The sequence below is a fragment of the Rhodococcus sp. ARC_M5 genome (assembly GCF_022810405.1).
In the GTDB taxonomy this organism is placed as follows: domain Bacteria; phylum Actinomycetota; class Actinomycetes; order Mycobacteriales; family Mycobacteriaceae; genus Rhodococcoides; species Rhodococcoides navarretei.
Genome location: NZ_JALGQE010000008.1, coordinates 150,854 through 163,382, shown reverse-complemented (window position 1 = coordinate 163,382; position 12,529 = coordinate 150,854). Strand labels below are relative to the sequence as shown.

Here is a 12,529-nt window from a genome sequence, read left to right as displayed (position 1 = left end):
AAGCGTCACGGCGTGAAGCGTCGGAATCCGCCTTCGGCACCGATGACCTGACCGGTGATCGAGCCGGAATCGGGCGAGAGCAACATCGCCACGACGGCCGCGGCCTCGTCCGGTGAGTTCCACCGACCGCGCGGCATGTGGCGTGAGACGAACTCGTCCAGATCGGCACTCGCCCAACCGGTGTCGGTCGGACCCGGATTGATCGTGTTGACGGTGATGCCCCGTTCGATCAGCGAATCGGCCAAGGTCGGTGTGATCGCGGCGACGGCCCCTTTGGTCACCGCATACGGAATTTCGGTCGGCATCGGCCCCTCTCCCTGCCCGGACGTGAACAGCACGACGCGTCCGCCGTCTCGGTGATCGACGTACCGTTGCGCAAATTCCTGCACCAGAAGCAACGACGCGCGCACGTTCACCGCCCACGTCAGGTCGAGGTTCTCTGCCGTCAGAGAACCCAGGTGGCCAAGCTGTGATCGCGCATGGTTGATCACCAACGAGTCGAGGGCACCGAACCTGGATTCGGCAGCATCGAACAGGGCGGCAGGTGCGTCGGCATCGGAGAGATCGATGTCGAGATGCCCGAGTTCATCTGTTGTGGTGGACAACTCGGCGAGTACCTGCACTGCTCCCGGCGTCCCTGCTCCCCACGGTTCGCTCGCGTCGTAGGCATCGCAGGATTGCGCAAAGACGCGAGTGCTCTCGTCACGTAACAGCCGGCGGGTGATGGCGTAGCCGATACCGCGGCGTCGACCCACACCGGTGACAAGGACGGTACGCCCATCGCTCATGCTGCATTGTCGACCGTACGGGCATGCACGTCAACGTCGAATGCGCGGTCCATGCCGTCGCGCCGGAGAATCCACAGTTCACCGCCCTACGACTGTGGACCTCCGTGCACGGAATAGCGGCGCTCAACTCCACTCACGCATTCGAGCCGATCGTCTCCCCGCCGCGCAGTGAGCGACGTCATCGCCTGCGCTAGCGAACCAGAGACTTGACCGACGCCGGCAGCTGGCGGACGTTCTTGTAGGGGCCGACCACCGCGGCACCGAAAGGACGGTCGAGCAACACGGCAGCGACCTCGCGTACCTCGTCGTTGCCGACACTGTCGATCCGCGCCAACGTGTCGGTGATGTCGCGGTGATTGCCGTAGTTCAGTTCACTACGACCGATCCGGTTCATCCGAGAGCCCGAATCTTCCAGTCCCAGAACCAACCCACCACGCAACGAACCCTTGGCCCGCGCACACTCCGCGTCGGTGATGCCCTCGGAGGCGACCTTGGCCAGCACTTCCCTGATCACCGTGGTCACTTCGCCCAAGTTCTCGGGCTGACAACCGGCGTAGACGGAGAAAGCGCCACTGTCGGCAAACGTGTCCACCGACGAGTACACCGAGTACGCCAGGCCCCGCTCTTCCCTGATCTCCTGGAACAGACGGGAACTGAGCCCGCCTCCCACTGCGGAGTTCAGCACGGACAACGCCCAGCGATGCCCTTCGTGCCGGCCGAACGCCCGCACACCCAGGCACAGGTGCGCCTGCTCACTGTCGCGAGTGGTCAGGCTCAACGTAGGAGCAGTACGCAATCGTGCTGTGCCGGACCTTCTTTCGGCCGGTCGTACGCCCTTGACCAGATGGCCGGAGAACGCTCGGCGCACGAGCGAGACGATCTGCTTGTGATCGACATTGCCCGCAACCGCAACGACCATGCGCTGCGGCGTGTATCGGCGAACGTGGAACGAGTGCAATTGTGCACGGGTCATCGACTCGATGGATTCGACGGAACCGATGATCGGGCGTCCGATCGGATGATCGCCGAACATCGCTTCCAGGAACGCATCTCCCAGGAGATCCTCGGGATCGTCGTCGCGCATGGAGATCTCTTCGAGGACCACCTGACGCTCGACGTCGACATCTGCCGATCGGCATCGGCCGCGTAGCACCACATCGCTGACCAGATCGATGGCAAGCGCTACGTCCTCGTCGAGCACGTGCGCGTAGAAGCAGGTGCTCTCCTTCGAGGTGAACGCATTCAGCTCTCCGCCGACACCGTCCATCACCTGAGCGATCTCGAGTGCACTGCGTGTGGGAGTCGACTTGAACAACAGATGTTCGAGGAAGTGAGCTGCTCCGGCAACACTGGGTTGCTCGTCCCGTGAACCGACTCCGACCCACACACCGACCGAGGCCGAGCGAACGCCGGGCACGAACTCGGTGACGACCCGAAGACCGCCGGGCAAAGTGGTGCGTTGCACGCCGGTGTCGATACCAGTGCTCTCTGGAACGGCCGAACGGTACGTCCCGAGGGGACGTACCGTTCGGCTCGGTTGCTTCTTACTCAGCGCTGACCTCGGCGGGTGCCTCGGGAGCGTCGGCGGGAGCAGCCGCGTTGTCGTCTTCGACGGGGACGAGGCTGATCTTGCCGCGGTTGTCGATATCGGCGATCTCGACGCGCAACTTCGATCCGACGCTGACGACGTCCTCGACCTTGTTGATGCGCTTGCCGTTACCGAGCTTCGAGATGTGCACCAGTCCGTCGCGGCCCGGGAGCAGCGAGACGAATGCACCGAAAGCCGTTGTCTTGACGACGGTTCCGAGGAATCGCTCGCCGACCTTCGGCAGCTGCGGGTTGGCGATGGCGTTGATCATGTCGATCGCGGCCTGTGCGGACGGGCCGTCCGCTGCACCGACGTAGACAGTGCCGTCATCTTCGATGGAGATGTTGGCACCGGTCTGCTCGGTGATGGAGTTGATCATCTTGCCCTTGGGCCCGATGACCTCGCCGATCTTGTCGACCGGCACCTTGATCGCGGTGACGCGAGGTGCGTACGGGCTCATCTCGTCCGGGGTGTCGATGGCCTCGGCCATGACCTCGAGGATCGTCGTGCGTGCATCCTTGGCCTGTGACAGCGCGCCGGCGAGCACCTTGGAGGGGATGCCGTCGAGCTTGGTGTCCAGCTGCAGTGCCGTGACGAAGTCCTTGGTTCCGGCGACCTTGAAGTCCATGTCGCCGAACGCATCCTCGGCACCGAGGATGTCGGTGAGGGCGACGTAGCGGGTTTCGCCGTCGACCTCGTCGGACACGAGGCCCATGGCGATTCCGGCAACCGGGGCACGCAGCGGCACACCGGCATTGAGCAACGACAGGGTCGATGCGCAGACCGAGCCCATCGAGGTCGAGCCGTTGGAGCTCAGTGCCTCGGAGACCTGGCGGATGGCGTACGGGAACTCTGCCTGGCTGGGCAGAACCGGCAGCAGGGCGCGCTCGGCGAGTGCACCGTGGCCGATCTCGCGACGCTTCGGCGAACCGACGCGGCCGGTCTCACCGGTGGAGTACGGCGGGAAGTTGTAATGGTGCATGTAGCGCTTGGACGTCTCGGGTCCGAGCGAGTCGACCTGCTGCGCCATCTTGACCATGTCGAGGGTGGTGACGCCCAAGATCTGGGTCTCGCCGCGCTCGAACAGGGCCGATCCGTGGGTACGCGGGATGATCGCGACCTCGGCGGACAGCGACCGGATGTCGGTGATGCCGCGGCCGTCGATGCGGAAGTGATCGGTGAGGATGCGCTGGCGAACCGACTTCTTGGTCAGTGCGCGGAATGCGGCGCCGATCTCCTTCTCGCGGCCGGCGAAGCTGTCTCCGACCGAGGTGAGGACCTGAGCCTTGACCTCGTCGAGCTTGCTCTCGCGCTCGGCCTTGCCGGCAATGGTCAGTGCCTCGTTCAGCGGGATCTTCGCGGCGTTCTCGACGGCCTCGAAGACGTCCGTCTGGTACGCCGGGAACACCGGGTAGTCGCCGGTGGGCTTGGCAGCCTTGGACGCGAGCTCCTGCTGTGCGGTGCACAGGGCGGCGATGAAGGGCTTCGATGCCTCGAGGCCCTCGGCGACGACCGCCTCGTTGGGGGCGGTGGCACCACCCTCGATGAGCTCGATGACGTTCTCGGTGGCCTCGGCTTCGACCATCATGATCGCGACGTCTGCGTCGGCACCGGAGCCGGAGACGATGCGACCGGCGACGACCATGTTGAACACGGCCTTCTCGAGCTGCTCGTTGGTCGGGAACGCGACCCACTGCTTGTCGATCAGTGCGACGCGAACGCCGCCGATCGGGCCGGAGAACGGCAGTCCGGCGATCTGCGTCGAAGCCGAGGCCGCGTTGATCGCGACGACGTCGTACAGATCGGCCGGGTTGAGGCTCATCACCGTGATGACGACCTGGATCTCGTTGCGCAGTCCGTCGACGAAGGTCGGACGCAGCGGCCGGTCGATCAGTCGGCAGGTGAGGATGGCGTCGGTGGACGGACGGCCCTCGCGGCGGAAGAACGATCCGGGGATTCGTCCCGCGGCGTACATGCGCTCTTCGACGTCGACCGTCAACGGGAAGAAATCGAATCCCTCGCGGGGGTGCTTGCCTGCGGTCGTAGCCGACAGCAGCATGGTGTCCTCGTCGAGGTACGCGGCGACTGCGCCTGCGGCCTGCTGTGCGAGGCGGCCGGTCTCGAAGCGGATGGTCCGCTTGCCGAACGTGCCGTTGTCGATGATCGCAGTTGCTTCGTAGACGCCTTCTTCGACGTCCACGGTTGTTGTCTCTGTCATATGTTCTGTTCTCGTCCTCTCGTCTTTGCCGTGCCCGCGCGGACACACCACGAGCCCTCCTGGCTGTGGCGGCATACCTGTGCCGTCCATCCGACGAGATCTTCTCTCGGGACGCGGCTGCGCGGAGGCGGCCATCGATCGAAGCCCACCGGATCTCGTATCCGAAAGGCCACTACCGAAGACCGTCACCACGGCGTGACAGGCATACACGGCGGTGTGCGGATGCCGTGCATCCACTTTGTTCTGCTGGCGTAACTGTTCTTGCGGTACAAACACAGATAGCCAACGAGGAACAGTCTAAGCACTGCCTCGTTGGCTACTGCACTATTGCTGCGAGTCGGGTGCGCACCGGCGCGTCGAACCGTGCATCGGTGACATCCTCGCGTCGATGCGAATTATCGACGCAGACCCAGACGCTCGATGAGCGAACGGTAGCGGGTGACGTCGACCTTCGCGATGTACTTGAGCAGGCGACGACGACGTCCGACCAGCAGCAGCAGGCCGCGGCGGGAGTGGTGGTCGTGCTTGTGCATCTTGAGGTGCTCGGTCAAGTCGACGATGCGCTTGGTGAGCATTGCAACCTGCGCCTCGGGCGAGCCCGTGTCGGTGGGGTGCAAGCCGTACTCGCCGAGAACGGCCTTCTTCTGTTCGGTGGTCAATGCCACTGGTACTACTCCTGATCAATGACGTCCGCGTGAAAGGAAGCAACGCGCCCCGTGGTCGAGACCACGGGATGGAAGCCGGTACAGCCGCCGCGGACCGCAGCGAGCACCGAGGGGACAGCCTATCAGGCCGTGCTGGTCGCCAGGATCGAGCGGGCTCGCTCGGCGTCGCGTCCCATTTCCTCCACGAGCGCTTCCATCGAGTCGAACTTCTCCATTCCACGCAGCCGGTCGACGAAGTCGACTGCCACATGTTGCCCGTAGAGGTCGGCCTCGCCGTCGAGCACGAACGCCTCGACGGTCCTGGTACGACCCGAGAACGTGGGATTGGTGCCCACCGACACGGCGGCCGGATGCCGCTCCCCCGGCGTCACGGTCCCCATGATCGGCCCGGGCCCGAGCACGGTGAACCACGCCGCATAGACGCCGTCCGCTGGGATGGCGGAGTACATGGGCGGCGCGACATTGGCTGTGGGATAGCCCATTTGACGACCTCGGCCGTCGCCGTGCACGACGACACCCTCGACGCGGTGCGGTCGCCCGAGCGCGGCAGTGGCCGCGGCGACGTCTCCGGCGTCCACGCACGATCTGATGTACGTCGAGGAGAACGTCACGGCATGCTCGGCGAGCAGATTGACTCCGTCCACTGCGAATCCGGACCGCTCGCCGATCTTGCGCAGCATGGGCACGGTGCCGAGCGCCTTTTTTCCGTACGTGAAGTTCTCGCCGACGACGACCTCGGCAACGTGCAGGCGTTCGATCAGGATCTCGTGCACGTATCGCTCGGGGGTGAGCTTCATCAGCTCGGGCGTGAACGGCATCACGCAGAACACGTCGATTCCCAATTCCTCGGCCAGTTCGGCTCGCCTCGTCAGGGTGGTCAACTGAGCAGGATGGCTCCCCGGCCGCACTACTTCCATCGGATGGGGATCGAATGTCATGAGCACGCTGGGAACGCCGCGCTTCTTCGCAGCGGCCACCGCTCGCCCGATCAGTTGTGCGTGTCCGCGATGAACGCCGTCGAAGACGCCGATCGTCAGCACGCACCGACCCCAGTCGGCAGGTACATCGTCGAGACCTCGCCATCTCTGCACACTGCGAAGCCTACGGCCCGACGGCCGCTCGGTCACTCTCGGACAGGCGTGTCGCATGTGGCGGGTATGGACAAAAAGGTATCCCCACGGTAAATATTTCGGGGTGCCTAACTTATTTCTTCGCCTGCAAGGATCTCGCACTCGGCGGATCCTCGCGAGCTGGGCCGTGGTGGGACTACTGGTAGCGGCGTCGACCAGCTGCGCCCGCGCTGTCGGAGAAGAAGATCCGCCGTTACTCGACGACGGCAGACCTTTGGTGCTGACGACCTTCACCGTTCTTGCCGACATGGCCGCCAATGTCGCCGGTGACCACCTTCGAGTGGAATCGATCACAAAAGCCGGTGCCGAGATCCACGGCTACGAGCCGACACCCGGAGACTTGCGCACCGCAGAGCAGGCCGACCTGATCCTGGACAACGGTCTCGGGCTCGAGGCCTGGTTCGAGAAATTCGTCGAGCGCATCCCCGCACCCCACGCCGTGGTGAGTGCGAACGTGGACCCGATCTACATCCGCGACGACGCCTACGCGGGCAAAGCGAACCCCCATGCCTGGATGTCCCCCGTCGTCGCCGAGACGTACGTCGAGAACATCTCCGACGCGTTCGTCGCGCTCGACCCCGCCAACACCGACGACTACCGCGCGAACGCAGCCGCGTACATCGAACAGCTCCGCGAGGTCGGTGCCGAACTGGACGCAGATCTCTCCGGGCTGCCCGATCGTCAACGTGCGCTCGTCACCTGTGAGGGCGCATTCGGTTATCTGGCTCGTGACTTCGATCTACAGGAGGCCTACCTGTGGCCGGTCAACGCCGAGCAGGAAGGAACGCCGAAGCAGGTGGTCCGCACCATCGACTTCGTCCGTGACAACGAGGTACCCGCCGTGTTCTGCGAGTCGACCGTCTCGGACAAGGCGCAGCTGCAGGTCGCCGAGGACACCGGGGCTCGGTTCGGCGGACAGCTCTACGTCGACTCGCTCAGCGACGCGGCCGGCCCCGTCCCCACATACCTGGATCTACTGCGCTACGACGCACGGTTGATCGCCGACGCACTGGTAGGAGAACGATGACCCCGCACACCGGTGCACCACACCACAGGGCCCCACACGAGACCGGGGCAGCGCTGACGGTGGACACCGTCAACGTTCGATACCGCGACGTCGTGGCTCTCGTCGATACCAGCCTGACGCTCGCACCCGGCCGGGTGTGCGGACTGGTGGGCATGAACGGATCGGGCAAGTCCACGCTGTTCAAGGCGGTCATGGGCGTGGTCAAGCCGAACTCCGGCTCGATCACCGTGTTCGGCGGCGACCCGGCCCAGGCGCGCAAGGCAGGCACGGTCAGCTACGTGCCCCAGGCGGAATCCGTCGACTGGACGTTCCCGATCAGCGTGCGCGACGTGGTGATGATGGGCCGATACGGGAAGCAGAACTTCTTTCGTACTCCCCGAGCAGCCGATCGACTGGCCGTCGACGAGGCTCTTCAGCGCGTCGACCTAGCTCAACTCGCGGACCGACAGATCGGCCAGCTCTCCGGCGGTCAACGCAAACGTGCGTTCGTCGCCCGCGCCATCGCCCAGGAGGCGTCGCTGCTCTTGCTCGACGAGCCCTTCGCCGGCGTGGACAAGAAGACCGAAGCCACCATCACCCGACTGCTCCGCGAGCTCGCCGCACACGGTGCCTCGGTTCTCGTGTCCACCCATGATCTTCATGCCCTACCGGAGCTGTGCGACGAAGCGATCCTGCTGCAGCAGCGGGTGCTGATGCACGGCAGTCCAACCGAAGTACTGCGACCGGAGAACCTGGCTCTGGCCTTCGGCATCGACCCGTCGAAGGTCGACCAACTGGGTGCGGGCACGCGAACTCCGGCAACCCGAACTCCGGAAGCGAGCTGAACCGTGTACCTGATCGACTTTCTCGTGGACCCACTCGAATACACCTTCATGCAGCGGGCGCTCCTGGTGACCGTCACCGCCTCGATCGTGTGCGCGGTACTCAGCTGCTGGCTCGTCCTCATCGGCTGGTCACTGATGGGCGACGCCGTCTCGCACGCAGTCCTTCCCGGCGTTGCGCTGTCGTACCTGTTCGGGGCACCGTTCGCGATCGGAGCTCTTCTGTTCGCTCTCATCGCGGTCGGTGCCATCGGAGTGGTCCGCAACACCACCATCGTCAAGGAGGACGCCGCGATCGGCGTCGTCTTCACCACTCTGTTCGCGCTCGGCGTCGTTCTGATCTCGAAGTTTCCGAGTCAGATCGACCTCAACCACATCCTGTTCGGCAATCTGCTCGGAGTCTCGCAGGCCGACATGGTCCAGGTGTTCGTCCTCGGCGGAATCGCGCTGGCCGTCATGATCGTCAAGCGTCGCGACTTCACTCTCTTCGCCTTCGACCGCACCCAGGCGCGCGCCGTCGGCATCAACCCGACGGTGATCTCGGCCGTGATGCTGACCCTGCTCGCGCTGACCACCGTGGTCGCACTTCAGGCCGTGGGCGTCATCCTCGTGGTGGCGATGCTCATCACTCCCGGTGCGTCCGCCTATCTGCTCACGCACAGCTTCGGCCGGATGCTGGTGCTCGCACCGCTCATCTCGGTGGGTTGCGCGCTGGTGGGGATCTACGCCAGCTTCTATCTCGACGTGTCCTCCGGCGGCAGCGTCGTGCTGACCCAGGGACTCGTCTTCGTGCTCGCGTACCTCTTCAGCCCCTCGCAGGGCATCGTGGTCCGCGCTCTCCGGCAACGCGGACAGGTGCCGGTAGCTCCGGCCGGGTGAGGTGTCTTTTTCCATTGGATTGCCTAAGCTCGGCGACGTGGCGCAACAAAAAACCGATTCCGCACCGGCCGACGAGGGCGTCCAGCTGTCGGCGGTTGCGCAGGATTACCTCAAGGTCATCTGGACGGCCAGCGAGTGGAGCGAGGACTCCGTCAGCACCAAGATGCTCTCCGAGCGCATCGGTGTCTCGGCATCGACGGTGTCCGAGGCGATTCGCAAGCTCGCCGACCAGGGCATGGTCGACCACGCCCGGTACGGGGCGATCTCGCTGACCGAGAAGGGTCGTCTGGCTGCCATCGGCATGGTTCGTCGGCACCGTCTGATCGAGACCTACCTGGTTCGCGAACTCGGATACGGATGGGACGAGGTGCACGACGAGGCCGAGATCCTCGAACACGCCGTCTCCGACCTGATGATGGACCGCATCGACGCGAAACTCGGCCACCCCGAGCGAGATCCGCACGGCGACCCGATTCCCTCGGTCGACGGCGCAATAGACACACCGTCCGCAACCCGCCTGAGCGAGTACATCGACGGACAGTCCGGCCGCGTTGCCCGAATCTCCGATTCCGACCCGGCAATGCTTCGCTACTTCGATTCCGTCGGCATCACGCTCGACCTGCCCATCACGGTGGTCGAACGACGCGACTACGCCGGTACCGTGGCCATCGAATTGGCCCGCACCGACGCCACCGATTCCATCGACCTCGGCCACCGTGCCGCCGAGGCGATCTGGATGGTTCCGGCGAACTGATCTTCGGGTCCGTGCCGCACCCGTGCCGAATGTTTCAGTGCCCGCGCAACGTTGCGGGCCGCACGACCATGACCGAACTGGCGCGCTTGCCCTTCTCCTGGAGCAGAGCGATGGTGTGACCCGTGGGATCGACGGCCGCGTACACCCCGTCGATTCCGATCGGATCCAGCCACCGTCCCTGGCTCAACGATTCAGCTTCCGAGGCGTCGATCTGCCGGTGTGGAAAGGCCGTTCGCGCGGCCTCGTCGATGTCCAGGCTCACGGCTGGATTGTCGGCCAGTTCCTCGAGTGTGCGTGCGTGCTCGAGAGTGAAGGGCCCGACACGAGTGCGACGCAGCACTGTCAGGTGCCCACCCACTCCCAGCGCCGCACCGAGGTCGCGTGCCAGGGCCCGAACATACGTCCCCGACGTGCACTCCACCTCGATATCGAGGTCGACGAACGCGGATTCGCCGTCGGCCACATCACGTCTGGCCATCACGTCGAATCGGGTGACGCTGACCTTCCGGGCGGCGAGGGTGAACTCCTCGCCGGCTCGAGACAGCTTGTGGGCTCGCTGTCCATCGACCTTGATGGCGCTGACACTGGCAGGCACCTGCTCGATGTCACCGGTGAGGGCGGCGATCGCGGTCGAGATTTCCGAATCGGAGACGTGCGCGGCCGAGGCATCGGCCAGGACGTCACCCTCGGCGTCGTCGGTCGTCGTGCTCCGGCCGAGCCGGACGGTCGCGGTGTACGACTTGGTGGTCAGCGAGAGCAAGCCCAGCATCTTGGTCGCACGCTCCACGCCGAGCACCAGCACGCCGGTCGCCATGGGGTCCAGCGTCCCCGCATGGCCGACCTTTCTGGTGCGCAACAGTTTTCGGCACGAGGCCACCACATCGTGGCTCGTCACTCCCGGCCCCTTGTCGACCACCAGCAGGCCGGCACCGACGAGACCGGACGAGATCTTTTCGCGAGCACTCACGAGAGAGCATTGTGCCAGGCTCGCGGAGCCGGTCGTCACATCACCGAGATCGCGGTCATCACCAGACCGCCCGCCACCATCCATCGACCGTCGAAGGCCCGCAACGGCGGCCCGGACACCGTATCCCCGGGCACCAGCAGCTCGGAGTGGAACGTTCCCGAGATGTCGTCACCCGAGCCGGTGCGCTCGAACGTGATGTGCGCGTCCTCGAAGCCGAGCCACCGTCCGGTCAACGGCTCCCAGGCCTTGTACGTGGCTTCCTTGGCGCAGAACAACACTCGATCCCAATGCACGTCCTCACGGCCTGCGGTCTCGAGCCAGTCCCGTTCGGCCGCCAAGCTCACCGCCTCGAGCACCCCGTCGGGCAAGGGTCCGTGCGGCTCGGCGTCGATCCCCACCGAACGCACCTGCATCGAGTACGCCAATACCGCACCGCGATACCCGTCGCAGTGCGTCAACGATCCGACCACACCCTTCGGCCACTGCGGTGCACCGGACTTGCCGCGCATGATCGGTGCCGGCTCCACACCCAGCTTCTCCATCGCCACCCGTGCGCAGTGTCGAGCCGAGGTGAACTCCCGCTTGCGTTTGTCCACCGCCTTGGCGACCAGCGGCGCTTCGAGCGGATGCGGCGTCAAACCCGGCGGATCGGCGAACAACTCGGCCGAGACTACGCCGTCGGGAAGTATGGATTCGATCACTTGCCGGCCCTCATCTTCTCGACCTCTGCCTCCATCTCGGGCGTCACGGTGAAGTGTCCGCCCCACTTGTTCAACGCGCCCGGCGGATACTCGGGGACCGGAAGGATCTGTCGCAGAACGTTGTTCGGCAGTCCACGCCGCTGCCATTCGCGCGGGTAGCCCACCGACACCTCCTCGAAGCGAACGCCGTCGTAGTAGGTGGTCCGCGGGATGTGCAGGTGCCCGTACACCGAGCAGATCGCGTTGTACCGCGTATGCCAATCCGCCGTGAGGGTGGATCCACACCACAGCGCGAATTCCGGGTAGAACAGCACCTCGGTCGGCTGCCGAACCATCGGGAAGTGATTGATCAACACGGTCGGAACAGAGGTGTCCAGCGTGTCGAGGCGCTCCCGGGTGGCCTCGATCCGCGCATGACACCAGGCGTCGCGCGTCGCGTACGGCTGCGAGGACAGCAGGAATTCGTCGGTGGCGACGACGTTCTTCTCACGTGCGATCGCCAGCCCGTGCTCCTTGTCGCGCGCTCCCTGCGGCAGGAACGTGTAGTCGTAGAGCAGGAACATCGGCACGATCGTCGCCGGGCCACCCTCACCCTCCCACCGCAGGTACGGGTCTTCCGGGGTGACGACGTCGATCTCGCGGCACAGGTTGACCAGGTACTCGTACCGAGCGGCTCCGTGAATCTGGACGGGGTCTTTCACCGTCGTCCACAGTTCGTGGTTTCCGGGAACCCAGATGACCTTCGCGAAGCGGCTACGCAGCAGTTCGAGCGCCCACTTGATGTCGTCGGTCTTCTCCGATACGTCGCCGGCCACGATCAGCCAGTCGTCGGGCGACTCGGGAAAGATGTCCTCGGTGACCGGTCGGTTGCCTCGATGTCCGACGTGTATGTCGCTCACTGCCCACAGCTTCGCTGCCACTGAAAATCCTTTCGATGCGCTCGGCCGCCGGCTTCGAATCGCCAGAACCGTCCGAGAACGTACCAACGTCC

13 protein-coding genes are annotated in these 12,529 nt (G+C 64.9%); 5 read left to right on the top strand and 8 right to left on the bottom strand.

Going from position 1 to position 12,529, the window contains the following annotated elements; genetic code table 11:
• Positions 1-5: 5 nt before the first annotated feature.
• The gene (locus tag MTX34_RS14720) at positions 6-788 is read right to left on the bottom strand and encodes an SDR family oxidoreductase (protein WP_243593304.1); all 783 of its coding nucleotides are present in this window, start codon (positions 786-788) and stop codon (positions 6-8) included.
• 23 nt (positions 789-811) lie between these two features.
• On the opposite strand from MTX34_RS14720, the gene MTX34_RS14715 reads away from it, so the two are divergent.
• Positions 812-982, top strand: a complete 171-nt coding sequence (locus MTX34_RS14715) for a hypothetical protein (RefSeq protein ID WP_243609843.1) — start codon at positions 812-814, stop codon at positions 980-982.
• On the opposite strand, the gene MTX34_RS14710 is transcribed toward MTX34_RS14715, so the two are convergent.
• From MTX34_RS14710 to MTX34_RS14695, 4 genes are all read right to left on the bottom strand, one after another.
• Positions 979-2,265 carry a pitrilysin family protein gene (locus MTX34_RS14710; RefSeq protein WP_243609910.1) on the bottom strand — a complete coding sequence of 429 codons (1,287 nt, stop codon included), beginning with the start codon at positions 2,263-2,265 and terminating at the stop codon, positions 979-981. The two genes, MTX34_RS14715 and MTX34_RS14710, sit on opposite strands and share 4 nt — an antisense overlap.
• Before the next feature lie 67 nt (positions 2,266-2,332).
• Entirely contained in the window at positions 2,333-4,594 is a 2,262-nt protein-coding gene (locus tag MTX34_RS14705) for a polyribonucleotide nucleotidyltransferase (protein WP_243593306.1), read from the bottom strand.
• 395 nt (positions 4,595-4,989) lie between these two features.
• On the bottom strand, positions 4,990-5,259 hold the full coding sequence (gene rpsO / locus MTX34_RS14700; protein ID WP_027496764.1) for a 30S ribosomal protein S15: 270 nt from the start codon (positions 5,257-5,259) through the stop codon (positions 4,990-4,992).
• A gap of 122 nt (positions 5,260-5,381) precedes the next feature.
• On the bottom strand, positions 5,382-6,350 hold the full coding sequence (locus tag MTX34_RS14695) for a bifunctional riboflavin kinase/FAD synthetase (protein ID WP_243593307.1): 969 nt from the start codon (positions 6,348-6,350) through the stop codon (positions 5,382-5,384).
• A 103-nt stretch (positions 6,351-6,453) separates the two neighbouring features.
• Here MTX34_RS14695 and MTX34_RS14690 point away from each other — a divergent pair, with 103 nt between their 5' ends.
• From MTX34_RS14690 to MTX34_RS14675, 4 genes are read left to right on the top strand one after another with little or no spacing between them, the layout of a single operon-like run.
• Positions 6,454-7,416 (top strand): metal ABC transporter substrate-binding protein, encoded by a 963-nt coding sequence (locus tag MTX34_RS14690; protein WP_374639675.1) that lies wholly within the window; start codon positions 6,454-6,456, stop codon positions 7,414-7,416.
• Positions 7,413-8,240 (top strand): metal ABC transporter ATP-binding protein, encoded by an 828-nt coding sequence (locus tag MTX34_RS14685; protein WP_243593308.1) that lies wholly within the window; start codon positions 7,413-7,415, stop codon positions 8,238-8,240. Before MTX34_RS14690 ends, MTX34_RS14685 begins: the two co-directional genes overlap by 4 nt.
• Before the next feature lie 3 nt (positions 8,241-8,243).
• A complete protein-coding gene (locus MTX34_RS14680) occupies positions 8,244-9,116 on the top strand; it encodes a metal ABC transporter permease (protein ID WP_243593309.1) in 873 nt (290 codons plus the stop codon).
• A gap of 37 nt (positions 9,117-9,153) precedes the next feature.
• Positions 9,154-9,870, top strand: a complete 717-nt coding sequence (locus MTX34_RS14675) for a metal-dependent transcriptional regulator (RefSeq protein ID WP_243593310.1) — start codon at positions 9,154-9,156, stop codon at positions 9,868-9,870.
• Positions 9,871-9,904: 34 nt separating this feature from the next.
• Here the strand turns inward: MTX34_RS14675 and truB are convergent, their stop codons facing one another.
• Genes truB through MTX34_RS14660 form a run of 3 tightly spaced genes read right to left on the bottom strand, consistent with a single transcriptional unit; the run spans position 9,905 to position 12,458 of the window.
• On the bottom strand, positions 9,905-10,837 hold the full coding sequence (gene truB / locus MTX34_RS14670; protein WP_243609842.1) for a tRNA pseudouridine(55) synthase TruB: 933 nt from the start codon (positions 10,835-10,837) through the stop codon (positions 9,905-9,907).
• A 35-nt stretch (positions 10,838-10,872) separates the two neighbouring features.
• Complete coding sequence (locus tag MTX34_RS14665) at positions 10,873-11,538, bottom strand: 4'-phosphopantetheinyl transferase (protein ID WP_243609841.1); 666 nt, start codon at positions 11,536-11,538, stop codon at positions 10,873-10,875.
• Entirely contained in the window at positions 11,535-12,458 is a 924-nt protein-coding gene (locus MTX34_RS14660; RefSeq protein ID WP_243609840.1) for a metallophosphoesterase, read from the bottom strand. The genes MTX34_RS14665 and MTX34_RS14660 overlap by 4 nt, the downstream gene beginning before the upstream one ends.
• Positions 12,459-12,529: the final 71 nt, after the last annotated feature.

What these genes read in the sequence shown, in the direction of transcription:
- MTX34_RS14685 (WP_243593308.1), top strand. Translation starts at nt 7,413, where the DNA reads ATGACCCCGCACACCGGTGCACCACACCACAGGGCCCCACACGAGACC.
- MTX34_RS14720 (WP_243593304.1), bottom strand. Translation starts at nt 788, where the DNA reads ATGAGCGATGGGCGTACCGTCCTTGTCACCGGTGTGGGTCGACGCCGC.
- MTX34_RS14715 (WP_243609843.1), top strand. Translation starts at nt 812, where the DNA reads ATGCACGTCAACGTCGAATGCGCGGTCCATGCCGTCGCGCCGGAGAAT.
- MTX34_RS14705 (WP_243593306.1), bottom strand. Translation starts at nt 4,594, where the DNA reads ATGACAGAGACAACAACCGTGGACGTCGAAGAAGGCGTCTACGAAGCA.